Origin of the sequence: Actinoplanes sp. HUAS TT8 (genome assembly GCF_051380535.1) — a bacterium.
Lineage (GTDB): Bacteria > Actinomycetota > Actinomycetes > Mycobacteriales > Micromonosporaceae > Actinoplanes.
Window position 1 is genome coordinate 10429708 of sequence record NZ_CP195646.1, and the last position, 24417, is coordinate 10454124.

Sequence of the window (24417 nt, forward strand, 5' to 3'; positions counted from 1 at the left end):
GAGGCCGAATTCGTCAGCGCGAATCGACGCCGGGATTCCCCGGCGTGGTCGTCAGCGCGCTGTTTCGCATGCCGCCGAGGTTATTTCTCCCGGCGCGAAAGCTCCACCCAGTTTTCCGCGACGATCTGGTACAGGTGGTGGTCCTGCCACTCGCCGGCGATCTTGAGGTAGCGCGGCGCCGTCCCGAACCGGACGAACCCGTTCTTGAGCAGCACCCGCTGTGACCGCACGTTGTGCAGCAGCGTGCCCGCCTCGACCCGGTGCAGGTCGTACTCGGTGAAGGCGCGTCGCAGGATCTCGGCCACCGCGAACGACGCGACACCCCGGCCGGCGTGCCCGGCCGACACCCAGTAGCCCAGGCTGGACGACTGGAACGGGCCGCGGACCAGGTTGTTCAGGTTGACCCGGCCGGCCAGACGGCCGTCGACCAGGATCACGTGCGGCAATGAGCCGCCCCCGCGCAGCACATCGGAGACGATCTTGTGCTGGCCGTCGGCCGTGTAGAAACTGTCGTCGCGGATCGGATCCCACGGCGCCAGGTACTCCCGGTTGGCGGCCAGCACCTCGGCCAGCGCGGGAACGTCGTCCAAGGTCAGCGGGCGGATGGTGACGCTCATGACGCCGCCGGAAGGGTCAGCTCGGCGACCACCGAGCGGTGGTCGGAATCCTTCACCCCGTGCACGGACACTTCTCGTACTCCGATCTGATCATCGACAAGAACGTGATCGATGATGACCGGTGGGATGAGATCGCCGTCGTACGGCCCCCAGGTCCCGATCCACCCCTCGCCGACGGTGTCGGCCGCGTCCCGGTAACCGTGCGAGATCAACTCCCGCAGCGCGGCGTGGTCCAGGGTCGAGTTGAAGTCGCCGAGCAGGATCCGCCGCGGACCGTCCGCGTCCGAACGCGGCTCGTTCGCCAGGTCACTGCGCCAGCCGGAGAACGTGTCCGGCGCCGACGGGGCCAGCGGATGCACCGACTCGACGAAGACCGGGCCCGCGCCCGGCGCCTGCACCGTCCCGAACGCCTGCAGGAACCCGCCGACGTTGCGTTTCGAACCCGGGTCGGCCAGCGGAAACCGCGAATACAGTCCGGAGCCGCTGGCCCCCGGCTCGGCCGCCAGCGAATGGTAGGGCAGCAGCCGGTCGATCCCGGCCGCGGCCAGCCCGGCCTCCGCCCTCGGCGAGAACTCCTGCAGGGCCAGGACGGCGACGTCGTTCTCCTCGACCAGGCGGACGATCTCGGCCGTGTCGGCGCCGCCGAGCAGCAGGTTCGCCGTCATGAACCGCGCCCGGACGCCGTCCCCCGGACCTTTGTCGCGGTCGGGCAGCGCGCGGGGCAGAACACACGCGGCCAGCGCCACGGCGACCAGCGAGGCCACCGCACCCGCGGTCCACCGGCGGCAAACCAAGATCAAAATCGCAACAACAAAAGACCCGATTGCGACGTACGGCGTGAAGGCCATCAGCTGAATGAGCCGCCCCGGCTCCCAGCCCCCGAGCCGCAGAACCGTCCACACGAGCCCCGGAGTCAACAGGATCCACAGCAGAACCGTGACTCCCGTGCGCTCTCGTTTCTCCACGGGCGCGGCGGTGATCGTCATGGCCGCGACGTTAGTAGGTCTCTGCCAGCTTTGCTCCGCTTCGCTCCGCGGCAAAACGCCTTGTAACCGGTGAGGAGTCAGCTGATTTTCCGCCACCCGCAAACCCCACGGGCGTCGAAAAATCAGCCGCCTCCTCACCGGCGGCGTTTTGCGGAGTGTGGAGTTACTCGGTGACGAAAGCCTCGCTCAGATCGCCGAATTCGGACAGGTCTTCGCGGATCTTTTCTCCGTCGCCCTCGACCACCAGGGTCAGGCCGTCGACCGCGAGGTGCTTGGACGCGGCCTCGGAAACCTGCTCGACCGTGGCTTCCAGGTACTCCTTGCGGAGGGTCTCGTAGTAGTTGTCCGGCAGGCCGTGCACGACCATGCTGGCCATGGCGCCGGCGATCGCGCCCGGCGTCTGCATCTCCACCGAGAGCTGGCCGGCCCGCCACGAGCGCGCCACCGCCAGTTCCTCCTCGGTGACCCCCTCGTCCTGGGTGCGCCGGATCTCGCCCAGCGTGTCCTTGACCGCCGGGCCGGTCACCGCCGTCTGCACGCCGGCGGCCACCTCGAAACGGCCGGCCCGGCGGGTCATCGCGTAGGAGCCGCGAATCCCGTACGTGTAGCCCTTGACCTCGCGGATCAGGTGATTCAGCCGGGACGTGAACGCCCCGCCGAGCACCGTCGCGGCCAGCGTCATCGGCACGTAGTCGGGGGTGGCGCGCTCCGGCGCCCGATGCCCGAGCCGCAGCGTCGACTGCACCGAACCGGGCCGGTCGACCAGGATCACGTGCGGCTTCGCCGGGACGGCCAGGGTCAGCGGCGCGTCCAGGGTCAACGCCTCCCCGCCGGTGCCCGCGAACGCGGCCTCGGCCAGCTCGGACAGGTCCAGCCCGTCCAGATCCCCGGCGACCAGCAGCACACCCGGCCGCAGCATCCACTGCTGGTGGAAGGCGAGCACGTCGTCCACGGTCACCGCGGCCACCGACGCCGGGTCGCCGTGCAGCGGCTTGCTGTACCGCCCCTCGGCGCCGAACAGGTCGCCGCGCAGCGCCGCGTCGGCCCGCGGGCCGGGCTGCGCCCAGTCCATCCGCAGCGCGGTCACCTCGTCGTCGCGGACCCGGATCACGTCCTCCGGGTCCAGCTTCGGCGTGCGGGCCGCCTCGGCCGCCAACCGCAGCGCGCCGACCAGCAGCGGAGCCGGGGCGGAGACGCCGATCCGGAACGCGTCCCAGTCCACCGACGGCGAGAGCTCGGCGCCGAGACCTTCCAGAGCCAGCGCGTACGCCGCCGAATCGCGCTTCTTGGTGCCCTCCTCCAGCGACTTCGCCAGGACGGTGGCGGTGCCCTCGCGACCCGGCGACTCGCGGGCGGCGCTGGCGTCCAGCAGCAGCACCGCGGTGGCCAGCACCTGGCCGGGCAGGTGCGCGGCGACGACCGTGCCACCGTGCGCGGTGACCCGGCGCAGGGCCGGGAACGCGTACGGCCGGGCGGTTCCTGGCTCGGGGCGAGTGGTGACGAGGCTCATGCCTTCTCCTCCGGCAGGTAGGTCAGGGTGACGCGGGAATCCTTCCGCAGCGTCCGGGTGGCCGCCTCGACGATGTCGTCCGCGGTCACCGCCTGCCACGACGGAAGCCGATACCCCGCCGACGCCGGATCGCCGAGCTGGGTCGTGTACCGCCCCAGCGTGTCGGCCCGGCCGCCGACCGTGGACACCTGCCGCCACCAGCTGGTGGTCAGCAGCGCCTTGGCCCGGTTCAGCTCCTCGTCGGTCACCGGCTCGTCGATCAGGCTCTGCAGCACCTCGTCGAGCCCGGCCTCCAGCGTCTCCAGGTCCACGCCGTCCTTCGCGGTGGCCGTGATGATCAACGGGGCCGGCGCGTGCGCCAGGTCCACCCCGTACGACCCGATGTAGTCGGGCTGGGCGATCCGCTTGCCGTCGGCCAGCCGCTGGTAGAGACGGCTGCCGCGACCACTGCCGAGCACGGTGGCGAGCACGGTGATCGCGTCGTAGCCGGCCGTGCCGAACGGGTACGTCCGGTGCGACAGGTAGATCCGCGGGGCCGGCACGGCGGCCGTGACCGTCTCCCGGACCGGCTCGGTGGCCGGGCCGGCCAGGTGCCCGTTCGGCGCCGCCGGGATGCCCGGGACCGGCTCGATCGCCCCGAAATACTTCTCGGCCAGCGCGAACACCTCGGCCGGAGACGCATCCCCGGCGACCGTGAGCACACAGTTGTTGGGCGCGTAGTACTGCGCGTGGAACGCCTTGAAAGTGTCCAGGGCGGCCCCGTTCAGATCCTCCATCGACCCGATCGTCGAGTGGTGATACGGATGACCCTCCGGGTAGAGCAGCGGCAACAGGCGCAGCCAGGCATCCCCGTACGGCACGTTGTCGTACCGCTGGCGGCGCTCGTTCTTCACCACCTCGCGCTGGTTGTCCAGCGTCTCCTGGGTGAGCGCCGGCACCAGACCGCCCATCCGGTCCGCCTCGAGCCAGAGCGCCAGTTCCAGGTGCTCCGACGGCATCGACTCGAAGTAGTTCGTCCGGTCCGGGTTCGTCGTGGCGTTCAGCGAACCGCCGTTACCCTGCACGAGCCGCATGTGCTCGGTCTTCTTGACGTGCTCCGAACCCTCGAACATCAGGTGCTCGAAGAGGTGCGCGAAACCGGTCTGACCGGGCGGTTCGTGCCGGGAGCCGACGTCGTACCAGAGATTGACGCAGACGACCGGAGCGGTCCGATCCTCGCTGACGACGACACGCAGGCCATTCGCCAGCCGCGTGGTTTCGATGGGCCACGGATACCCGGTCGTGGCGACCGGTGCGGTTGGGGACGTCACCCGACCCATCATGCCCTGTAAGTCCGTGCTTCGGCCCCGGTGCGCGGCTCCGTTCGCTGTAGGCGTCCCTCCCGATACCTCCACCGGCGCCGCCCCGCTCGCCTCGACCTCTCCGCCCGGCTCGCCTCGCCCTCTCCGCCGCGCCCATCTCGCCGGCCGCCCGGTGCTCCCGCCGCGGCCCTCTCGGCCGGTGTCGATCTATAACCGGATGGCGGCCGGAACGGTCCGGGTGCGATGCTGGGCGGCGTGCTTGAGGACGTACGGGTGAACGACCGCCTGACCATCCCGGCGGCGGAACTCGCTTGGCGTTTCTCCCGCTCCGGTGGCCCGGGCGGCCAAGGCGTGAACACCACCGACTCCCGGGTCGAGCTGTCCTGGGACCTGCTCGGCTCCGAACTGCTGCCCACCTCCCTGCGCGAACGCGCGGTCGAACGGCTCGGCGCCCGCCTGGTCTCCGGCGTGCTCACCGTCACCGCCTCCGAACACCGCTCCCAGCTGCGCAACCGGGAGGCCGCCGCCGCCCGGCTGGGCTCCCTGGTCGCCGCCGCCATCGCCGCCCCGCCCCGGGCCCGCCGCGCGACCCGCCCGACGAAGGGCTCGGTCGAACGCCGCATCACCGCCAAGAAGCAGCGCGGCGAGACCAAACGCAACCGCCGCAACTTCCCCACCGACTGACCCCAACTCAGCCGGGTGCTGCTTGCTCTTGATCACCACCGCGAGTGCCGCCTGACGCCCACGGTCGTTGCCCGCCCTCCAACACCACCCTCAGCGCCAGCTGGCTGCTCTCAGCTGGTGCTGACGGTCGTTGTGCGACCCCGGTGACCGCCATGACCGCCAGCCGGCTGCTCTCAGCTGGCGCTGACGGCTGTTGTCCGACCTCGGTGCCCGCCATGACCGCCAGCCGGCTGCTCTCAGCTGGCGCTGACGGCTGTTGTCCGGCCCCGGTGCCCGCCGTGACTGCCAGCTGGCTGCTCTCAGCTGGTGCTGGCGGCTGTTGCGCGGCCTTGAGGGCGACCGTCAGTGCCAGCTGGTGGGGCTTGGCTGGTGGTGGGGGCTGTCGGTGGGGTGGTTGGCCGCTCTCGGCGCCGGCCGGGTCGGGAGCGGGGGGCGGGCTTGAGCGCGACGGATGGGCGGACCAGGGTGAGGGGGCGCATCAGCCCGGATGCGGCCCAGCGGCCCGGACGGGCCGCATCGCCGGCGCTGTGGAGGCGGGAGTGCGGCTGGTGTGGTCGGGGGGTGGTGACCCCGTACTTATTAGGGGTTATCGGTGGTTGTGCGGGGCGACGGCCTCGCGGTTGCGGGCGGCGCCCTCGGGGCCGAGGAGGGCTTCGCAGACGCGGATGAGGCGGCTGCGCAGGCCGGCGGCGCGGCGGGCCAGTTCGCGTTGGCGGCCGACGTATTCGGCCTTGCCGTCCGGGGTTTCGATCTTGACCGGGGGGTGACCGTAAGAGGTCAGGTCGTAGGGGCTGGCCTGCATGTCCAGCAGGCGGATCTCGCCGGCCAGGGCGAAGCAGTCCAGCGCGAGGGCGCCGGGGACCGCGGGGCCCAGTTTCTGGGCCCATTTGTGCACGTCCATGGCCGCGTGCAGGCAGCCCGGCTGGTCCAAGTCGACCTGGGTGGCGCGGGTGGGCTGCAGGCGGTTGAGGCCGACGGCCTCCGGGGTGAAGAAGCGGAACGCGTCGTAGTGCGTGCAGCGGATGGTGTGCTGCTCGACGACCTTGTCCGTTTCGGATTGGCCGAGGCGCAGCGGGAGCGGGTGGCGGTGCTCGGGGTCGCGGTAGACCATGGCCCACTCGTGCAGGCCGAAGCAGCCGGAGAAGACCGGCCGGGACGCGGTCGCCGTGAGCAGGCCGTGGATGTAGCGAACGCTCTCGCCGCGAGCGTGGACGAACGCGTCCTCGTCGAGGGCGACGACGCCGTCCTCGTGGGTCGCGTAGAACTTCCAGCCGGCGTGCTCGGCCAGGCCGTCGGGGGCCGAGGACAGGCCGGCGCCGACGCCCGGGTGCCAGCGGCGCAGCATCGCCGGGCGCGTGCCGTAGTAGTCGTAGAGGAAATCCTCGATGGCGTGTTTCTCACCCGTCGCCCGGCGGGCACGGTGGCCCGCGGTCATCTGGTCGGCGCGCTCGGCGTGCGCCCGGGCGAGGGGTATCCAGGTGACCGAGGGCAGCGTGGTGGTGAGTGCCCTCACCTGCTTGATCCCCATCGCACCAATGTATCTAGCCGAAGCGATCAACACGATCACCGTTAGGCGCGAATGAGGTCCGCCACGGCATGTTCTTTCGGATCGGCCGCGGCATCGATTCCGTCTTCTTGGGATTTGGGTGGGTTTCGGAGCGCTGGGAGCCGGCCGAGCCCGGGTGCGCCGGGCAGCGCGAACCCCAGCCGGGGGCCCAGCCCCAGCGTCAGGACAACGACAGAAGCCATACGAAGCAATGTAGTACATCTACTACAAACTTGATAGCGTGATGGATATGACGGAGGCGGTAATGAAGAGCATCGGCGAGGAGCCGCTGGTCGCCGAGCCGGTCATCGAGGTCCGGGACCTGCGGATGGCGTACGGGGCGAAGGAAGTCCTGAACGGCATCGGCTTCTCGGCGAGTCCCGGCGAGGTGATCGCGCTCCTCGGGCCGAACGGCGCGGGCAAGACCACCACCATCGAGATCCTCGAAGGGTTCCGGCGGCGCTCGGCCGGGCACGTGCGGGTGCTCGGCGTCGACCCGGACGCACGGCAACGAGCGTTGGCGGGCCCGGCTCGGCGTGGTCCTGCAGTCCTGGCGCGATCACGGCAAATGGCAGGTGCGTGAGTTGCTGGACCACATCGGCCAGCACTTCGCGCCGTTCACCACCGACCGGATCGTGCGGCCCTGGCCGGTCGACGACCTGCTGGCCGCGGTCGGCCTGACCGAGTCCGGGCGCACCCGGGTGAGCAAACTCTCCGGCGGCCAGCGTCGCCGGCTGGACGTGGCGATCGGCATCGTCGGCCGCCCCGAGCTGCTGTTCCTGGACGAGCCGACCGTCGGGTTCGACCCGGCCGCGCGGCGTGAGTTCCACGAGCTGATCCACGAGCTGACCGACATGGCCGACACCACGGTCCTGCTCACCACCCACGACCTGGACGAGGCGGAAAAACTGGCCGACCGGATCCTGATCCTGGCCGGCGGGCAGATCATCGCCGAGGGGTCGGCCGACGAGCTGTCCCGGCAGGTGGCCGGCGAGACCGAGATCCGCTGGACCCGGGACGGGCAGCGCTTCGTGCACTCCACCGGGGACGCCACGGCGTATGTGCGGGAGCTCTTCCGGCAGTACGGCGAGGCGATCGGCGACCTGGAGGTGCGCCGGTCCAGTCTGGAGGACACGTACATGAAGCTGGTCCACGAGGCGGAGGCGAGCCGATGACCCCCATTCGGATGGGCTTTCGCCGGGGCTGGATCGAGATCCGGCACACACTGACCAACGGGACCGATCTGTGGTCGTACCTGTTCCCGGCGATCCTGCTGCTCGGCACGGTGTTCTTCATGCGCAACTCGACGGTGCCCGGCACCTCGTTCTCGCTCGGGGCGCGCACCCTGCCCAGCGTCTTCGGCATGGGCATGGCGATGGGCGGCCTGATGACCACCGCCCAGCAGCTGATCATGGATCGGGAGGACGGCACGCTGCTGCGGGCCAAGGCGGTCCCGAGCGGGATGACCAGCTATCTGGCCGGCAAGGTGGTGCTGATCGGTGGGATGACGCTGGTCGGCTTCCTGATTCAGCTGATCCCCGGGCTGTTCCTGGTGGACGGGTTGTCGGTCGACGCCGGCGGCTGGCTGACCCTGCTCTGGCTGATCCCGGTCGGCTTCGCGGCGACCCTGCCGCTGGGCGCGGCGATCGGCTCGCTCTTCGACGACCCGCGCAACATGGCCCTGGTCGTGCTGCCGATCTTCGGGACCATCGCGATCTCCGGCATCTTCTATCCGATCAGCGGCCTCCCGGGCTGGCTGCAGGGCCTGGCGCAGATCCTCCCGATGTACTGGCTAGGGTTGGGCATGCGCTCGGTCTTCCTGCCCGATTCCCTGGCCGCGGTGGAGATCGGGCACTCCTGGCGGCACCTGGAGACGTTCGGGGTGCTCACCGGCTGGGCGATCCTCGGGCTGGTGCTGGCCCCGATCCTGCTGCGGAGGATGGCCGCGCGGGAGTCCGGCTCGGCCGTCGAGGCACGGCGGGAGCGGGCGCTGTCCCGAGTGGGGCGCTGATGGCGAGCGAGATCACGTACAACCGGATCGCGATGCTGCGCGCCGAGCGCGGCATCTCCCGGCGGCAGCTGGCCGACGCGCTCGGCGTGCACTATCAGACGGTCGGCTACCTGGAGCGCGGCGAGTTCAGCCCGTCGCTCCACCTGGCGCTGCGCATCTGTCAGTACTTCGAGGTCCCGGTCGAGGTGGTGTTCGCCCTGGAGCCGTTCCCGCGGCTCGGTGCGGCCTCCCACCCGGCGTAGATTTCAGGGGAGTCCGTCTTCAGAGGGGATAACCCGTGCGCTTCGCCCGCTTTGTTCATGCCAAGGGAGTGTCCTTCGGCGTCGTCGAGGGTGACGGCGCCTCCGGCCTCACGGTGGCCGAGATCAGCAGCCTCCCGTTCGAACAGGTGGCCTTCACCGGGCAGCGCTGGGCGCTCCCGGACGTGCGACTGCTCGCCCCGATCTTCTCCAGCAAGGTCATCGGGATCGGCCGCAACTACGCCGACCACGCCGCCGAGATGGGCAACGAGGTGCCCAAGGAGCCGCTGATCTTCATCAAGCCGTCCACCTCGGTGATCGGGCCCAACGACGCGATCCGGATCCCGTCGGTGACGACCCAGGTCGAGGAGGAGGCCGAGCTGGCCGTCGTGATCGGCGCCACCGGTGCCCGGCGCGTCGACCGGGCCGGCGCCGAGAAGGCGATCTTCGGCTACACCTGCGCCAACGACGTCACCGCTCGGGACCTGCAGCGCAAGGATCCGCAGTGGACCCGGGCCAAGGGCTTCGACTCGTTCTGCCCGCTCGGGCCGTGGATCGAGACCGACCTCGACGTCAGCGACCTGGAGGTGCGGTGCGAGGTCGGCCGCAACCCGGAGAACATGGAGGTCCGGCAGATCGGGCGCACCAAGGACATGGTGTTCGACATCCCGAGCCTGGTCTCGTACGTGTCGCACGTCATGACCCTGCTGCCCGGCGACGTGATCCTGACCGGCACCCCGGCCGGCGTCAGCAAGATCGAGCCCGGCGACACCGTCTCGGTGACCGTGCAGGGAATCGGTGAGCTGCGCAACACTGTGGTGGCCCTGGACTGAGATGTCGCAGCCGGTGATCGGCTCTTTCGGAGGTCTCCATGAAGATCCTGGTCACCGGCGCCACCGGCAACGTCGGGCGGATGGTCGTCGACGAGCTGCTCGCACTCGGCGCGACCGATGTGCGGGCGCTCACCGCCGACCCGGTCAAGGCCGACCTGCCCGACGGTGTCGAGGTGGTGCGCGGCCACTTCGGCCGGCTCGCCACCGTCGCCGACGCCCTGACGGGCGCCGACAAGCTTTACCTGGCTCCCCATCCGCCGTCGGCCGCCGGCATTTCCCGGCTCGCTGCTGATTTCGGCGTACGGCACATCGTCGACATGTCCGGGCCCAAAGGCGCCCACTGGCAGGCGGTCGAGGACGGGGTCGAGGCGTCCGGGGTTCCGTTCACGCATCTGGAGCCGGGCGAGTTCATGGCCAACGGACTGCACTGGGCGGGCCAGATCCGGGCCGGTGACGTGGTGCGGGACGCATACCCCGAGGTGGTGAACGCGGCGATCGCCCAGGAAGACATCGCGGCCGTGGCGGCCCGGGTGCTGCTCACCGGCGATCATGCGGGGCAGTCGTACGTGCTGACCGGGCCGGAGGCGCTGTCCCGGCGCGAGAAGGTGGCGGCGATCGGGGCGGCCCTCGGGCGGGCGCTGATCTACGAGGAAATGACCGGTGAGGCGGCCCGGGCCCACTTCCGGGCGGCGATGGGCGAGGCGGCCGGGGACTGGTACCTCGACGGGCTGGAGCGGTCCGTCGGCTATCCACAGCCGGTCACATCGACGGTGAACGACCTGCTCGGGCGGCCGGCGATGGGCTACCGAGAGTGGGCCCACCGTCACGCGGACCAGTTTCGGTAACCCGATTTGGTGGGCGGAGGAGGGTCGGGTAAAGTTCTCAACGGCTCGGCAAGCCGGGCCAAATGGGGTATGGGGTAATTGGCAGCCCGACTGATTCTGGTTCAGTTAGTCTAGGTTCGAGTCCTGGTACCCCAGCGGTGTCAACCTGCTGGTTTGGTTGGCTCTCGCTGGAGCGCTTCGGCGCGCAAGGCAGTTCTGGTCCCGTCGTCTAGCGGCCTAGGACGCCGCCCTCTCAAGGCGGTAGCGAGGGTTCGAATCCCTTCGGGACTACGTTCTGAGAAACGGCCCGCATCCACCGGATGCGGGCCGTTCCACATCCCACCCCGTCCTCGCCGCCGGCCGCCCGCAGCTGGCCTTCGCCACCCGCCAGCCCCCAGCCGGCCTTCGCCACCCGCCAGCCTCGGGTCGGCCTCCGCAGCCTCGGCTTTTCTTCGTAGCCCGGCGACTCCGGCTTTTCTTCGTCGCTCCGGCGACCGCAACTCTTCGTCGCTCCGGCGATCGCAGCCTGGGCTCGCCGCCTCGCGCCGGCGGCCTGGGTCCGCGGCTCGGGGGCCACAATCCGGGGTTCGCTGCTCGCCCGCCGGCAGCCGGATTTGTCACCTGGCCGATCCGCCGGCCGCTGGCTCGCGCCCAGCTGGCGCTGGCGGCTGGTTCCCAAGCCGATTCGCAGCCATGAGCACCAGCTGGTTGGTCTCGGCTGGCGCTCACGGCTGGTCCCAGGCCGGTTTGTAGCCGTGAGTGCCAGCTGGTTGGTCTCGGCTGGTGGTGGCGGCTGGTTCCTGGCCGGTTTGTAGCCGTGAGTGCCAGCTGGCTGGTCTTGGCTGGGGCTCACGGCTGGGGTTGGGTGTGGTGGCAGCCGTCAGCGCCAGCTGCGGTGTTTGGGTGGTTGTGGGGGTGGTCACGGTGGGGCTGAGGGGAGGCGGGCGATTCGGGGATTCGTTAAAGGTGCTGATAGAGTTCAGCGCGCCGCTCGGGTGAGCGTTGTAACGGAAAGTTCTTGGTCCCGTCGTCTAGCGGCCTAGGACGCCGCCCTCTCAAGGCGGTAGCGAGGGTTCGAATCCCTTCGGGACTACCACGGATTGTGGCCCGCACCGATCATGGTGCGGGCCACTGTCGTTTCGGGTCAGCCCCACGATCTGGTCGCTTCAGCCTCCGGCTCGCCTCACGGTATGGGTCGCTGTCGTTCGGGTTCGTTCCGCGGGTCTGGGCTGCTGTTGTTCCGGGTTCGTCTTGCGGTCTGTTGCTGTTGTTCCGGGCTCGGCTGGGATTCTGGGGGGTTGTCTGCTGGGAGCAGAGTTCTGGTGGGGGACGGGTGCGTCGTGGGGATACTGCGACGATGACCGATATCGCGGTTCGGCGGGTGGACTTCGGATACTTTGTGCGCCCGGCCGAGGAGACCGGCACCGGTGTTGCACGGGCTGAGCCGGTTCTGGGCTACCTGATCGATCATCCGGGCGGGGCGATCCTGGTTGACACCGGTATGGGCCACGCCCCGGGTGTTGACGATCACTATCGGCCGCGCCGGGTTGGGATGGGTGAGGCGCTCGCGGGGGTCGGGGCCGGGGCTGAGGGGATCAGGTACGTCGTCAACTGTCACCTGCACTTCGATCACTGCGGTGGGAACGCGGATCTGCCCGGCGTTCCGGTCTTCGCTCAGCGCACCGAGTTGGTGCTGGCGCGCAGCTCCGAGGAGTATCTGGCCGCCCTGGTCGATCATCCTGGGGCGGTGCTTCAGGAGCTCGACGGGGAGGCGGAGATCGCGCCAGGCGTGCTGGTTGTGCCGACTCCCGGGCATACGGCCGGCCATCAGTCCGTGATCGTCACCACCGGCGATGGGACGGTGATCGTTGCCGGTCAGAGTCACGATCATGCGACCGCGTTCTCGGGTGACGTGCTGGGTCGGCGGGCCGGTGTCGGGCTGCCGCCGGCTTGGCTGGACCGGCTGCTCGCCTTCGATCCACGGCGCGTGCTCTTCGCCCACGACAACGCCGTGTGGACCCCCTGAGCAAAGCGCCACCCGCGCCGATGTGAGCCACCCGCGCTGAAGGGGATGTGCGACAGGAAAAGAGGGCGCCGCCGGGCTGAAACGTCGCGGGCGGAGGGAGGGGCGGCCTGCGGGAGGTGCTCTGAGGAGAGCGGCGCCCGCGACAGGGACCGGCGGCCCACGGTGCGGGAAGGGCGGCGGGCGCGCTTCCGGCCGTACGGGAAAATCGGTGTTGGCCGCCGGAGGCGGTGATGCCCGGCGAGCGATCCGCTGAAGCAGATCGCCGAGCCGGGCATCGAAAGGTGAACCGAGGGAAGCGAACCCAGGAAGGGCCTGGGGAAGGCGCTGGTTACAGGCCGGAGAGGCGCTGGCCGGCGCGGACGACGGCCATGGCGTGGCGTTCGCCGGGGCGGCGGCCGAGGCGTTCGATCGGACCGCTTATCGAGATGGAGGCGATGACCCGCCCGGTCCGGTCGCGGATCGGTGCGGAGACGCTGGCCACGCCCGGTTCGCGTTCGGCGACGCTCTGGGCCCAGCCGCGGCGGCGGACCTCGGCCAGGGTGCGGCCGGTGAACTTGCAGCGCGGCAGGAGCGGCATCACGGCCTCGGGGGGCTCCCAGGCGAGCAGGATCTGGGCGGCCGAGCCGGCGACCATCGGGAGGACCGAGCCGACCGGAACGGTGTCGCGCAGGCCGCTCGCGCGTTCGGCCGCGGCGACGCAGATCCGCTCGTCGGCTCGGCGCAAGTAAAGCTGTGCGCTTTCACCGGTCGCGTCCCGCAATGCGGAAAGCAGGGGTTCGGCGGCGGTCAGCAGAACGTCGGGTGCGGCGTTCGCCAACTCGCCCAATCGGGGTCCTGGGCGCCACCTTCCCTGCGTGTCCCGGACCAGCATCCGATGGATCTCCAGGGCCTGGGCCAGGCGATGTGCGGTCGCCCGGGGAAGCTTGGTGCGCTCGACCAACTCGGCCAGGCTCGCGCCGTCGACACATGCGGCGAGAATGACAACCGCCTTGTCGAGAACGCCTACGCCGCTCATACTGTGTCCCACAAGCCGAAACATACATTCCAGAATTTAGGATGTCCAGATGGTGGGAGTCACTCCCCGGGGCGGGAAACCCAGGACCCTGGCCGAGAAGGTCTGGGATGACCACGTGGTGCGCACGGCCGAGGGCGAGCCGGACCTGCTCTTCATCGACCTGCACCTGCTGCACGAGGTCACCAGTCCGCAGGCGTTCGACGGCCTGCGGATGGCCGGCCGGCCCGTTCGACGGACCGACCTCACGCTCGCGACGGAAGACCACAACACCCCGACCGGGTATGCGGATCCGTCGTTCAACACCCGTCGTGGCGATCTTCTGACGATCACCGACACCGTCTCTCGTACGCAGATCGAGACGCTCCGCAAGAACTGTGCCGAGTTCGGCGTGCAGATCCGCCCGCTCGGTGACGTGAACCAGGGCATCGTCCACGTGATCGGCCCGCAGCTGGGCCTGACCCAGCCGGGCACGACGATCGTCTGCGGTGACTCGCACACCGCGACCCACGGCGCGTTCGGCGCGCTGGCCTTCGGCATCGGCACCAGCGAGGTCGAGCACGTGCTGGCCACCCAGACGCTGCCGCAGTCGAAGCCGAAGACGATGGCCGTCACGGTCGTCGGTGAGCTGCGTCCCGGCGTGAGCGCGAAGGACCTGATCCTGGCGCTGATCACGCAGACCGGCACCGGCGGCGGCAACGGCCACATCGTGGAGTACCGGGGTGACGCGATCCGGAACCTCTCGATGGAGGGCCGGATGACGATCTGCAACATGTCGATCGAGTGGGGCGCCAAGGCCGGCATGATCGCGCCGGACGAGACCACGTTCGCGTACCTGAAGGGTCGCAAGCACGCGCCGCAGGGCGCCGACTGGGACGCCGCGGTCGAGTACTGGCAGACCCTGGCCACCGACGAGGGCGCCGAGTACGACACCGAGATCATCCTGGACGCGGCCGCGATCAGCCCGTTCATCACCTGGGGGACCAACCCGGGGCAGGGCGCGGCCCTGGACAGCGTGGTGCCCAGCCCCGAGGACTTCCTGGACGAGCAGGAGCGCAGCGCCGCCGAGCGCGCGCTGACGTACATGGACCTGACCCCGGGCACGCCGTTCCGGGACGTCCCGGTCGACGTGGTCTTCGTCGGCTCCTGCACCAACGGCCGGCTGGAGGACCTGCGGGCCGCGGCCGACGTGATCCGCGGTCACAAGGTCGCCGACGGCGTCCGGATGATGATCGTCCCCGGGTCGTACGTGGTGCGTGAGCAGGCCGAGGCCGAGGGCCTGGACAAGATCTTCACCGATGCCGGCGCCGAGTGGCGGTTCGCCGGTTGCTCGATGTGCCTCGGCATGAACCCGGACACGCTGAGCCCCGGGCAGCGCGCAGCGTCCACGTCCAACCGCAACTTCGAGGGCCGGCAGGGCAAGGGCGGACGTACGCACCTGGTCTCGCCGCAGGTCGCCGCCGCCACCGCCGTGGTCGGCAAGCTGGCCGCCCCCGCCGACCTCTGAGACTTCCGGAGAGATTGATGGACAAGTTCGTCACCCACAGCGGCAAGGTCATGCCGCTGCGCCGCTCCGATGTGGACACCGACCAGATCATCCCGGCGGTCTACCTGAAGCGGGTCACCCGTACCGGCTTCGAGGACGGTCTCTTCAGCGCCTGGCGCGAGGACCCGAACTTCGTGCTGCACAACCCGGCCCACAACGGCGCCACCATCCTGGTCGCCGGGCCGAACTTCGGCACCGGCTCGTCCCGGCAGCACGCCGTCTGGGCGTTGCGCGACTGGGGCTTCAAGGTCGTGATCGCGGCCCGGTTCGGTGACATCTTCCGGGGCAACGCGCTCAAGGAGGGTCTGCTCCCGGTCCAGCTGGACCAGAAGATCGTGGAGAGCCTCTGGGATCTGGCCGAGAGCGAGCCGGAAAAGCAGATCACGGTCGACCTGGCCGAGCGTGTGGTTCGCGTGGACGACGCGGCCTACCCGTTCCCGATCGACGATTTCAGCCGTTGGCGCCTCTTGGAGGGGCTCGACGACATCGGACTGACGTTGCGCCACGAGGACGCGATTAGCGCGTACGAGAAGGGCCGTCCGTCTTTCAAGCCGGTCGTCGTTCTTTAACCCAAGACTGAATTCGCCCCCGTCGGTGTCGCCGATGGGGGCGAATTTCGTTGGGACACAACGGATTTTTGCCACGAATGTTTGTGTCTCCAGGTCAGAGGGCATACGGTGCGCGCAGAATGGCCTGCGACGGGCCAGTTCTCACGTCCGGGAGGAAACCGTGAACAAGGCCGAGCTCATTGAGGCGCTCGCCGTCAAGCTGGGCGATAGGAAGACGGCGACCACTGCGCTGGACGCGTTCATCAGTGAGGTGCAGAACGCCGTCGCCAAGGGAGACAAAGTCTCCCTCACCGGCTTCGGATCCTGGGAGAAGCGGACGCGTAATGCGCGCACCGCACGGAATCCGCGAACCGGTGAGCCGGTCAAGGTGAAGAAGACGTCGGTCGCCGCATTCCGGCCCGGCAACACCTTCCGGGAACTGGTCGCCAGTGGAAAGCCGGCCAAGGCCGCGACGGCGAAGAAGACCGCCACCGCGTCCAAGACGGCAGCCGCCCCAGCCAAGACGACGACCGCACGGAAGTCCGCGACCGCGACCAAGGCGGCTCCGGCCAAGACGGCCGCGGTGAAGAAGACCGCCACGGCCACCAAGGCCGCGCCGGTGAAGAGCACCGCCAAGAAGACGGCCACCACCGCGGCGGCCGCGAAGAAGACCACGGCCACGACGGCGGCGAAGAAGACGGCCACGAAGGCGCCCGCCACCAAGACCACGGCCACCAAGAAGGCGGCCACGCCGGCCAAGAAGACCACGGCTCGCAAGACCGTGGCGCCGGCCGCCGCCCCGGCCCGGGCCAAGAGCACGACGACCGCGCGAGCGACGTCGAGCCGCAAAGCCCGCTGACCCTTCGAGAATCAGGAAAGGCGTCCACCCGTACGGGTGGACGCCTTTTTGTTCGAGAACGACGTCCCGCGGGCGGGGCCTACGGTCCGGGCATGGAACGCGGACCGAGAGGACTGGTCGCCCGGGCGAGCATCGCCGCCGGCCTGTTCGCTGTGGCGGTCGTACCCGGGTGGACGCTCGGTGACCTGGCCGAGCAGGCAACCGGCCGGCCGATGCTGGACTGGCTGGTCACCTGCGGCTGGTCCGGTCTGGCGGTGGCCGGTTTCGCGCCGTGGTCGTCCTACCGGGCCCGGGACGGACTGGCCGGCGCCGTCCCGCTCTACGGCTGGTATCTGCTCGGGGTGCTGACCTGGCGGGTCGCGATGCTGCCCTATCGGGACTGGGAGCCGCGCCGCGACGAGCTGTGGCGGGCCCGCTGGCTCACCGGTGATCTGATCGGTTTCTGGCGGGCCGATCAGATCACCAGCGGGAGAGCCCCAGCAATTTCTCGCCGGACCAGGTGAGCAGCCAGCCCTCGCCCTTGCGGGTCTTGTACGCGTCCACATCCGGGTCCCGGCTCAGCGCGGCGAGCAGCGCCGGGATGAGTTTGCCCTGGCTGCACACGACGACCCGGCCGGCCGTGCGCACCTGGGCGAGCCGGGCGCGGGCCGCGGCCAGCTTGGCCGGCAGCCCTTCGGCGGTTTCCGGCTCGGCGAACGCCGCGTCGACCACGAGCGGCAACCGGGTCGTCTTGGCCAGTGGCTGCAACGTCTGCGAGCAGCGCAGCGGGGTGGCCGCGATCAGCCGGTGCGGGCGGAACGTGGCCAGCCGCTCGGCGACCCGGGCGCTCTGCCGGACCCCTTTCGGACTGATCGGGCGCAGCGAATCCGGCCCGTCCCAGTGCTTCCGCTGGCCGGCGTGCGCGTGCCGGACCAGCGCCACCACCGATGTGACCGGGGGCAGGGCGGCCACCCGGTCGAGCAGCGCGCGCTCGTCCGGGTAGGTGAGCCGCAGCGCGGCCTCCGGCAGCGGCAGCCAGGCCAGCTTGTCCACCTCGTCGGTGTCCTGGATGGGCCCGGTGCCGTCAGCCCGCATCAGCCAGTAACGCACGGTCTTCGGGCGCCCGTCGGGCAACCGGTAGGCCACCTCGGGCAGCCCGAACTCGGGGATACCGGCCGTGCCGGTCTCCTCGGTCACCTCGCGGATCGCCGCCGCCAGCGCCGGCTCGTCGTGGTTGACCGTGCCCTTGGGCAGGCTCCAGTCGTCGTACCGCGGCCGGTGCACCAGGCAGACCTCGGGCACGCCGCTCGCGCCGGGACGGTAGAGGACCCCGCCCGCGGCACGCATCGGATCGGGCATCAGCTCTTCTTGCCGATGACGCGCCGGAGCAGGGCCTCCTGCAGGTGCAGCTGCGGCTTGCCGGCGGTGCCGACGTTGCGCTGCCAGATGCCCTCGCCGTCCAGGTCCCAGCCCTCGGTGCCCTCGGCCATGGACAGCTCCAGCACGTACCGCAGCTCGTCGCGGGCCGACGGCAGAGTGACCTTGACCAGCGCCTCGACCCGGCGGTCGAGGTTGCGGTGCATGAGGTCGGCCGAGCCCATCCAGTACTCCGCGTCGTCGCCGGCGCCGAACCGGAAGATCCGCGAGTGCTCCAGGAAACGGCCGACGATCGAGCGGACCCGGATGTTCTCCGACAGGCCGGGGACGCCCGGGCGGACCGCGCACATGCCGCGGATGATCAGGTCGATCTTCACGCCGTCCTGCGAGGCGCGGTAGAGCGCGTCCGTCGTCTCCTCGTCGACCAGCGAGTTCACCTTGAACTGGACGAGCGCCTGGCCGCCCGAGCGGGCGATCTTGGCCTGCTCCTCCAAGCGCTCCAGGAGACCCTTGCGGACGCCGTGCGGGGCGACCAGCAGGCGCCGGAAGGTCGTCTGCCGGCTGTAGCCGGTGAGCACGTTGAACAGGTCGGTGACGTCCGCACCCACTTCGGGGTCGGCCGTCAGCATGCCGAAATCCTCGTACAGTCGCGCGGTCTTGGGGTGGTAGTTGCCGGTGCCGATGTGGCAGTAACGCCGCAGCTGGTTGCCCTCCTGCCGGACCACCAGGGCGGTCTTGCAGTGCGTCTTCAGGCCGACCAGGCCGTAGACGACGTGGCAGCCGGCCCGCTCCAGGGTGCGCGCCCAGGCGATGTTGGCCACCTCGTCGAAGCGGGCCTTGACCTCGACCAGCACCACCACCTGCTTGCCGGCGGCGGCCGCGTCGACCAGCGCGTCCACGATCGGGGAGTCACCCGACGTCCGGTACAGCGTCTGCTTGATGGCCAGCACGTTCGGATCGGCCGCGGCCTGCTCGATGAAGCGCTGCACGCTGGTCGAGAACGAGTGGTACGGGTGGTGGACCAGGATGTCCGACTCCCGCAGCCGGTTGAACACGCTGCGCGGCACCTCGCCGTCGGCCAGCTGCGGGTGCGTGGCCGGGACGAACGGGCGGTCCTTCAGATCGTCGCGGTCGCACTCGCCGAAGACCTGCCAGAGCGCCGACAGGTCGAGCAGGCCGGGCACCCGCAGCACGTCGTGGCTGTCCATGTCCAGCTCGCGGACCAGCAGGTCGAGCACGTGATCGCTGATCGAGGCGGCCACTTCGAGCCGGACCGGCGGGCCGAAGCGGCGCTGCGCCAGCTCCCGCTCCAGGGCCTGCAGCAGGTCCTCGTCGCGGTCCTCGTCGACCTCCAGCTCGGCGTTGCGCGTCACCCGGAACGCGTGCGTCTCCAGGATCTGCATGCCCGGGAAGAGCTGGTCGAGGTGGTTGGCGATCAACTCCTCGATGGGCAGGAAACGCACACCACGGCTGTCGTTCTGCACCGTGACGAAGCGCGGCACGTTGTTCGGCACCTTGATCCGGGCGAACAACTCGGGATTGTCCCCGTCCGGATAGCGAAGGGCCACGGCCAAATTCAAGGACCTGCTTGAGATGTACGGGAACGGGTGCGCGGGATCCACGGCCAGCGGCGTGAGCACGGGGAACACCTGCTCGCGGAAGAAGGTGCGCAGCCGCCCCTGCTCCGGCGCGTCCAGTTCCTTCCAGCTGACGACCTCGATGCTCTCCGCGGCCAGCTTGGGCCGGACCTCGTCGGCGAAGCAGGCGGCATGCCGGGTGACCAGGTCGGCCGTGCGGCCGGTGATCATCTCGATCTGCATGCGCAGCGGGGAACGGTCACCGCCACGGACCGGCAGACCGGCGCTCAGGCGACGCTTCAGCCCGGCGACCCGCACCATGTAGAACTCGTCGAGATTGCTGGCGAAGATCGCCAGGAATTTCGCCCGCTCCAGCAGCGGGGTGCCCGGATCCTCGGCCAGGGCCAGCACCCGCGCGTTGAAGTCGAGCCAGGACAGTTCCCGGTTCAGGAAACGATCCTCGGGCAGGTAGTAGGCCTCGGCCTCCTCCGCCTCGGTGTCGGGCTCGGCGATCTCCGCCACCTCGGTGCTCTCCACTGCGACCTCCACCTGGGGCTCCTCCGGATCGGCGCTCGGCTCGCTGCTGACATCGATGTCGGCGGGCTCGGGACGGGGGAGGAAGCGGCCGTTCGGGCCACGCCGGCGGGTCTCGGGGGTCCGGGGCGGGTTCATGCGTACATTCTTGCCGCTCCGAGCGGAACGTGAAACGAACTACCGGATGATCAACTCAGGCGATTCCAGGAATTAACACACGGTGTATCCGGCCGTCCGGTTCCGCCTCGATGGATACGCGTTGCCCCAGTCTCAGCAGCCGCAGGCCCGAACGGGCGAACGCGTCCGCCCCGAACGCCAGCTCAGAGCCGTCGTCGAGGAGCAGCGTGCCGCTGTGGGAGCCCGGGTCGAAAGTGGCGATGGTGCCCTGCATGAACCTGACGCTACCCGGCGCAGGCGGCCGACGTGCACGCCTGGCTGAGTCCGAGATCACGTAACAGTGATCGGGTCCTCACTCCGGCGCCCAGGCCGAGCACCGTCTCCAGGTCGGCCGCGGTGTCCACGTCCTGCCGCAGGCCCGGCCAGTCACCGGTCAACGGGATCGCGCCCGAGGTCAGATGGGCCGACGCCGAGTGCGGGCCGAAGCGCGGATCGAGCGGCTCCCGCGGCGGGACGGCGAGCAGCACGGTGCCGGTGCCGGCCGCGTCCGGCACGAACGCGCGCCGGGTCGCCTCGCGCAGGGCCGCATCCAGATCGGCCGGGCGCAGCGCCGGCAGATCACCGGTGAGGACCGCCCGGTAGGCGGCGAGCCCGGCGACCTCGTCGGCGCCGAAACGCAGCGCGGCGTTCAGCCCGGCGCCCGGGTCCGGGGCCACCTTCGCGCCGATCTCCCGGACCGCCTCGGCCACCACCGGGTCGTCCGTGACGACGATCAACTCGGCGACGGTGGTGGCGCTCAACACAGCCGTAGCGGTGTCGCGCACCATCGCGAGCGCCAGCTCCGGATGCCGCTCCTCGGGCACGGCGCCCCGCAGGCGGCTTTTCGCCGCACTCAAGCGCTTGACCGGCACGACCGTCATCCACTTCCGAGTCACCACCCCGCAAGTTTGCACGAGTTAACTGGCAATACCCCTGCCTGGTACGCGGCGCGGGGAAGGGGCATGATTTCGTCGCAGGTGACGGGCGACGTGGTCGCCGATCGAGGGACGGGGGATGCCGTGGCGCAGCGCGGGCTCGGATTCTGGCAGCGTTTCGCGGTGATGCTGGTGATTCCCACTATGACTTTCTGGACGAAGCGGACCTGGCTCGGCCGGGAGAAGCTGCCCAAGTCCGGCGGCGTGATCCTGGTGCCCAACCACGTCTCCCACTTCGACCCGCTGGTCGTGGCCCACTACATCTACAAGACCGGCCGCTGGCCCCGCTTCCTCGGCAAGGCCAGCCTCTGGCGGGTCCCGATCGTGGGACCGCTGCTGGTCAAGACCCTGCAGGTGCCGGTCGAACGCGGCAGTGTGGAGGCGGTGAAGTCGCTGGAGGCGCTCGTCGCCGCGCTGAGCGAGGGCGGCGCCGTCGTGGTCTACCCGGAAGGCACCACCACCCGCGAGCCCGACCTGTGGCCGATGCGCGGCAAGACCGGCGCGGCCCGGCTGGCCCTGCTGACCGGCGCCCCGGTGGTGCCGATCGCCAACTGGGGGGCCCAGCAGGTCTTCGACCCGCGGACCAACAAGTTCAAGGCGACCCGGGCCCACGTGACGGTCACCACCGGCGACCCGATCGACCTGAGTCACTGGGCCGGCGCCGAGCCGACCCGCCAGGTGCTCGAAGAGATGACCGAGAAGATCATGCTCGGCATCCGTGACCTGCTCGGCACGATCCGCGACGGCGAACCGCCGGCGCTCTACGACCGGCCCGCGCGGCGGGTCACGAAATCGGAGGACGCGTCATGAGGGCGGCCGTCATCGGATCCGGAGCCTGGGGCACGGCGTTCGCCAAGGTGCTGGGCGACGCCGGCTCGGAGGTGACCATGCGCGCGCGCCGCGAGTCGGTCGCCGCCGAGATCCGGGACCAGCACGGGAACGAGGGATCGCTGCCCGGCATCCGGCTGTCCAAGCGGGTCACCGCGACGACCGACCTGGCCGAGGCGGTGGCCGGCGCCGAGCTGATCGCGATCGCCGTACCCTCGCAGACCCTGCGGGGGAACCTGGCCGACTGGGCCGAGTTCTTCCCGAAGGACGCCACCGTCGTCTCCCTGATGAAGGGCATCGAGCTCGGCACGCTCAAGCGCATGAGCGAGGTGATCGTCGAGACCGCCGGGGTCGCGGCCGACCGGGTCGTCGTCGTCTCCGGGCCCAACCTGGCCCCCGAGATCGCCGCCGAGCAGCCCACCGCGACCGTCGTCGCCTGCACCGACGAGGACCGGGCCCGCCAGGTCCAGCACGCCCTCGCGACGCCCTACTTCCGGCCCTACACCAGCGACGACGTGCTCGGCTGCGAGCTCGGCGGCGCGGTCAAGAACGTGATCGCCCTGGCCTACGGGATGGCGTCGGCGATCGGCCTCGGCGACAACACCAAGGCGTCCCTGATCACTCGCGGACTGGCCGAGACGTCCCGCCTCGGCGTGGCCCTCGGCGCCGACCCGCTCACCTTCGCCGGCCTGGCCGGGCTCGGCGACCTGGTCGCCTCCTGCTCGTCCCGGCTGTCCCGGAACCGGACCTTCGGCGAGCACCTGGGCCGCGGCGAGAGCCTGGAGCAGGCGCAGGCGGCCACCCGGCAGACCGCCGAGGGCGTGAAGAGCTGCCTGTCCATCCGCGACCTGGCCCGCGCGCACGGCGTCGAGATGCCCATCGTCGAGCAGGTCGAGAAGGTCTGTCACGAGGGTGCCGACCCGCGCGTCGCCGTCAAGCTGCTCATGACCCGAGAGATGAAACCAGAATAATGACGTACGCCGATGGAACTCGTTCCGTGCATGCGGGTCTGCCGGAGCCCACGGTGGGTCAGCCGTTCCTGCCCGGGCCGGTCTTCGCCGCGCCCTACCACCTGGACCCGGTGACCGGGCCGGGCGAGCACGGCTACGCGCGCACCGAGCAGCCCACCCGCGAGGCCCTCGAAGCCGCGATCGGCGAACTGGAGGGCGGTTCCGCGCTCGCCTTCGCCAGCGGTCAGGCGGCCGTCACGGCCATGCTGCTGTCCGTGCTCAAGACCGGGGACAAGGTTCTGCTCCCGGGCGACGGCTATTTCCCCGTACGGGCATTCGCCCGCGGAGCCCTGGCCGACCTGGGCGTCGAGAGCGTGCTGGTGCCCACCGCGGGCCCGTACCCGGACCTCACCGGCCTGCGGCTGGTCATGCTGGAGACCCCGGCCAACCCCGGCCTGGACGTCGCCGACATCGCCGCCCTGGCCGACGCCGCGCACGCCGCCGGGGCCCTGCTGGCCGTCGACAACACCGCCGCCACCCCACTCGGGCAGAACCCCCTCGCCCTCGGCGCGGACCTCGTCGTCGCGTCCGGCACCAAAGCCCTGACCGGCCACTCCGACCTGCTCCTGGGCTACGTCGCCGCCCGCGACCCCGAACTGCTGGCCAAGGTCGAGAACTGGCGGAAGCTGACCGGCGGGGTGCCCGGCGCGTTCGACTGCTGGCTGGCCCACCGCTCGATCGCGACGATGGACCTGCGGCTGGCCCGGCAGAGCGAGAACGCCGCCGCCGTCGCGACACTGCTGGCCGGGCGCACCGACGTGACCGGGGTGCGCTGGCCCGGGCTGGACGGCGACCCGTCGTACGAGATCGCCCGCAAACAGATGCGCCGGATCCCCGGGATCGTCGCGTTCGACCTGGGCAGCGCCGAACGGGTCGCCCGGTTCCTGCAGGCGGCCCGGCTCGTGTTCGCCGCCACCTCGTTCGGCGGCGTACACACCACGGCCGACCGGCGGGCCCAGTTCGGCGACGACACCGCCCCCGGGTTCGTCCGGTTCTCCTGCGGCATCGAGGACACCGCCGACCTCGTCGCCGACGTGAGCCAGGCCCTGGACGCCTCGAAATGACCGCCTGGGCCACGTTCAGCGGCGACGAGGTCGCGGCGCTGACCCGCGGCGACAGCTTCTTCGCGGCCCCCGGCGAACGGGACTGCCCGGGGTGCGGCGAACACCGGCTGCGGGCGTACTTCACCACTCCGGCCACCGCCCGGCGGCCGACACTCGTCAGCTACGTGTGGTGCTCGGGGTGCGGCAAGTTCGTCGGGACGCGGGCCAAGCATCCCGAGGGGCTGATCTTCTCCGATCCGCTGGCCGCCCTGCCCGTACGGGAAAGGCAGGAGCTGGAGCGAAGCCTGAGTGGGTTTCTCGCCCACCTGGACCAGTTGTGGGATGCCGGCGCCCTACCACAGACCTTTGCCGCCTGAAGGTTTTCCACACTGCCCGGTCGTCCACAGGCATGCCCCATGATCTTGGCGCCGGCCGG

The 24417-nt window shown here is 70.3% G+C and carries 24 protein-coding genes, 3 tRNA genes and 1 pseudogene; 18 read left to right on the plus strand and 10 right to left on the minus strand.

The window, feature by feature from the left end; translation table 11 throughout:
- Positions 1 to 80: 80 nt before the first annotated feature.
- The 4 genes from ACSHV8_RS46595 to ACSHV8_RS46610 form a co-directional block, all read right to left on the minus strand.
- Positions 81 to 617 (minus strand): GNAT family N-acetyltransferase, encoded by a 537-nt coding sequence (locus ACSHV8_RS46595; RefSeq protein WP_436526919.1) that lies wholly within the window; start codon positions 615 to 617, stop codon positions 81 to 83.
- On the minus strand, positions 614 to 1603 hold the full coding sequence (locus ACSHV8_RS46600; protein ID WP_436526920.1) for an endonuclease/exonuclease/phosphatase family protein: 990 nt from the start codon (positions 1601 to 1603) through the stop codon (positions 614 to 616). Before ACSHV8_RS46600 ends, ACSHV8_RS46595 begins: the two co-directional genes overlap by 4 nt.
- Positions 1604 to 1766: 163 nt before the next feature.
- Positions 1767 to 3113 carry a M16 family metallopeptidase gene (locus tag ACSHV8_RS46605; protein ID WP_436526921.1) on the minus strand — a complete coding sequence of 449 codons (1347 nt, stop codon included), beginning with the start codon at positions 3111 to 3113 and terminating at the stop codon, positions 1767 to 1769.
- A complete protein-coding gene (locus ACSHV8_RS46610) occupies positions 3110 to 4432 on the minus strand; it encodes a M16 family metallopeptidase (RefSeq protein ID WP_436537272.1) in 1323 nt (440 codons plus the stop codon). The genes ACSHV8_RS46605 and ACSHV8_RS46610 overlap by 4 nt, the downstream gene beginning before the upstream one ends.
- Before the next feature lie 225 nt (positions 4433 to 4657).
- Here ACSHV8_RS46610 and arfB point away from each other — a divergent pair, with 225 nt between their 5' ends.
- Positions 4658 to 5098, plus strand: coding sequence for an alternative ribosome rescue aminoacyl-tRNA hydrolase ArfB (gene arfB / locus ACSHV8_RS46615; RefSeq protein WP_436526922.1), 441 nt, complete (start codon positions 4658 to 4660; stop codon positions 5096 to 5098).
- A gap of 586 nt (positions 5099 to 5684) precedes the next feature.
- Here arfB and ACSHV8_RS46620 read toward each other — a convergent pair.
- Positions 5685 to 6626: a 3-methyladenine DNA glycosylase gene (locus ACSHV8_RS46620; protein WP_436526923.1), complete on the minus strand. Its 942-nt coding sequence runs from the start codon at positions 6624 to 6626 to the stop codon at positions 5685 to 5687.
- 346 nt (positions 6627 to 6972) lie between these two features.
- On the opposite strand from ACSHV8_RS46620, the pseudogene ACSHV8_RS46625 reads away from it, so the two are divergent.
- The 9 genes and pseudogenes from ACSHV8_RS46625 (at position 6973) to ACSHV8_RS46665 (ending at position 12577) form a co-directional block, all read left to right on the plus strand.
- A pseudogene (locus ACSHV8_RS46625) lies at positions 6973 to 7819 on the plus strand (ABC transporter ATP-binding protein).
- Positions 7816 to 8655 carry an ABC transporter permease gene (locus tag ACSHV8_RS46630; protein ID WP_436526924.1) on the plus strand — a complete coding sequence of 280 codons (840 nt, stop codon included), beginning with the start codon at positions 7816 to 7818 and terminating at the stop codon, positions 8653 to 8655. Before ACSHV8_RS46625 ends, ACSHV8_RS46630 begins: the two are co-directional and overlap by 4 nt.
- Positions 8655 to 8897 carry a helix-turn-helix transcriptional regulator gene (locus tag ACSHV8_RS46635; protein WP_396337337.1) on the plus strand — a complete coding sequence of 81 codons (243 nt, stop codon included), beginning with the start codon at positions 8655 to 8657 and terminating at the stop codon, positions 8895 to 8897. The genes ACSHV8_RS46630 and ACSHV8_RS46635 overlap by 1 nt, the downstream gene beginning before the upstream one ends.
- A 35-nt stretch (positions 8898 to 8932) precedes the next feature.
- On the plus strand, positions 8933 to 9727 hold the full coding sequence (locus ACSHV8_RS46640; protein ID WP_436526925.1) for a fumarylacetoacetate hydrolase family protein: 795 nt from the start codon (positions 8933 to 8935) through the stop codon (positions 9725 to 9727).
- A 38-nt stretch (positions 9728 to 9765) separates the two neighbouring features.
- Positions 9766 to 10572, plus strand: a complete 807-nt coding sequence (locus ACSHV8_RS46645; RefSeq protein ID WP_436526926.1) for an SDR family oxidoreductase — start codon at positions 9766 to 9768, stop codon at positions 10570 to 10572.
- A gap of 63 nt (positions 10573 to 10635) precedes the next feature.
- Positions 10636 to 10707: transfer RNA gene (locus ACSHV8_RS46650), tRNA-Gln, on the plus strand.
- 62 nt (positions 10708 to 10769) lie between these two features.
- A tRNA-Glu gene (locus ACSHV8_RS46655) sits at positions 10770 to 10842 on the plus strand.
- 729 nt (positions 10843 to 11571) lie between these two features.
- Positions 11572 to 11647 (plus strand) — tRNA-Glu (locus tag ACSHV8_RS46660).
- A 261-nt stretch (positions 11648 to 11908) separates the two neighbouring features.
- Positions 11909 to 12577: an N-acyl homoserine lactonase family protein gene (locus tag ACSHV8_RS46665; RefSeq protein ID WP_436526927.1), complete on the plus strand. Its 669-nt coding sequence runs from the start codon at positions 11909 to 11911 to the stop codon at positions 12575 to 12577.
- Between the two features lie 328 nt (positions 12578 to 12905).
- On the opposite strand, the gene ACSHV8_RS46670 is transcribed toward ACSHV8_RS46665, so the two are convergent.
- Positions 12906 to 13592, minus strand: a complete 687-nt coding sequence (locus tag ACSHV8_RS46670; protein WP_014447202.1) for an IclR family transcriptional regulator — start codon at positions 13590 to 13592, stop codon at positions 12906 to 12908.
- A gap of 49 nt (positions 13593 to 13641) precedes the next feature.
- Here ACSHV8_RS46670 and leuC point away from each other — a divergent pair, with 49 nt between their 5' ends.
- The 4 genes from leuC to ACSHV8_RS46690 all read left to right on the plus strand — a co-directional run bounded on the left by leuC (position 13642) and on the right by ACSHV8_RS46690 (position 17045).
- On the plus strand, positions 13642 to 15096 hold the full coding sequence (gene leuC, locus ACSHV8_RS46675; protein ID WP_436526928.1) for a 3-isopropylmalate dehydratase large subunit: 1455 nt from the start codon (positions 13642 to 13644) through the stop codon (positions 15094 to 15096).
- Between the two features lie 17 nt (positions 15097 to 15113).
- A complete protein-coding gene (gene leuD / locus ACSHV8_RS46680) occupies positions 15114 to 15704 on the plus strand; it encodes a 3-isopropylmalate dehydratase small subunit (RefSeq protein WP_436526929.1) in 591 nt (196 codons plus the stop codon).
- 160 nt (positions 15705 to 15864) lie between these two features.
- Positions 15865 to 16542 carry an HU family DNA-binding protein gene (locus tag ACSHV8_RS46685; protein ID WP_436526930.1) on the plus strand — a complete coding sequence of 226 codons (678 nt, stop codon included), beginning with the start codon at positions 15865 to 15867 and terminating at the stop codon, positions 16540 to 16542.
- 92 nt (positions 16543 to 16634) lie between these two features.
- Positions 16635 to 17045 (plus strand): hypothetical protein, encoded by a 411-nt coding sequence (locus ACSHV8_RS46690; RefSeq protein ID WP_436526931.1) that lies wholly within the window; start codon positions 16635 to 16637, stop codon positions 17043 to 17045.
- Here the strand turns inward: ACSHV8_RS46690 and ACSHV8_RS46695 are convergent.
- From ACSHV8_RS46695 to cofC, 4 genes are read right to left on the minus strand one after another with little or no spacing between them, the layout of a single operon-like run.
- Positions 17002 to 17880: an NUDIX hydrolase gene (locus ACSHV8_RS46695; RefSeq protein WP_436526932.1), complete on the minus strand. Its 879-nt coding sequence runs from the start codon at positions 17878 to 17880 to the stop codon at positions 17002 to 17004. The two genes, ACSHV8_RS46690 and ACSHV8_RS46695, sit on opposite strands and share 44 nt — an antisense overlap.
- The gene (locus ACSHV8_RS46700; RefSeq protein ID WP_436526933.1) at positions 17880 to 20147 is read right to left on the minus strand and encodes an RNA degradosome polyphosphate kinase; all 2268 of its coding nucleotides are present in this window, start codon (positions 20145 to 20147) and stop codon (positions 17880 to 17882) included. Before ACSHV8_RS46700 ends, ACSHV8_RS46695 begins: the two co-directional genes overlap by 1 nt.
- A 55-nt stretch (positions 20148 to 20202) precedes the next feature.
- A complete protein-coding gene (locus ACSHV8_RS46705) occupies positions 20203 to 20400 on the minus strand; it encodes a cold-shock protein (RefSeq protein WP_436526934.1) in 198 nt (65 codons plus the stop codon).
- 10 nt (positions 20401 to 20410) lie between these two features.
- A complete protein-coding gene (gene cofC, locus ACSHV8_RS46710) occupies positions 20411 to 21061 on the minus strand; it encodes a 2-phospho-L-lactate guanylyltransferase (protein ID WP_436537274.1) in 651 nt (216 codons plus the stop codon).
- A gap of 123 nt (positions 21062 to 21184) precedes the next feature.
- On the opposite strand from cofC, the gene ACSHV8_RS46715 reads away from it, so the two are divergent.
- The 4 genes from ACSHV8_RS46715 to ACSHV8_RS46730 are packed head-to-tail and all read left to right on the plus strand — an operon-like array spanning position 21185 to position 24358.
- The gene (locus ACSHV8_RS46715) at positions 21185 to 21910 is read left to right on the plus strand and encodes a lysophospholipid acyltransferase family protein (protein WP_436537276.1); all 726 of its coding nucleotides are present in this window, start codon (positions 21185 to 21187) and stop codon (positions 21908 to 21910) included.
- Complete coding sequence (locus tag ACSHV8_RS46720; protein WP_436526935.1) at positions 21907 to 22899, plus strand: NAD(P)H-dependent glycerol-3-phosphate dehydrogenase; 993 nt, start codon at positions 21907 to 21909, stop codon at positions 22897 to 22899. The genes ACSHV8_RS46715 and ACSHV8_RS46720 overlap by 4 nt, the downstream gene beginning before the upstream one ends.
- Positions 22899 to 24002: a cystathionine gamma-lyase gene (locus tag ACSHV8_RS46725; protein ID WP_436526936.1), complete on the plus strand. Its 1104-nt coding sequence runs from the start codon at positions 22899 to 22901 to the stop codon at positions 24000 to 24002. The genes ACSHV8_RS46720 and ACSHV8_RS46725 overlap by 1 nt, the downstream gene beginning before the upstream one ends.
- Complete coding sequence (locus ACSHV8_RS46730) at positions 23999 to 24358, plus strand: hypothetical protein (protein WP_436526937.1); 360 nt, start codon at positions 23999 to 24001, stop codon at positions 24356 to 24358. Before ACSHV8_RS46725 ends, ACSHV8_RS46730 begins: the two co-directional genes overlap by 4 nt.
- Positions 24359 to 24417: the final 59 nt, after the last annotated feature.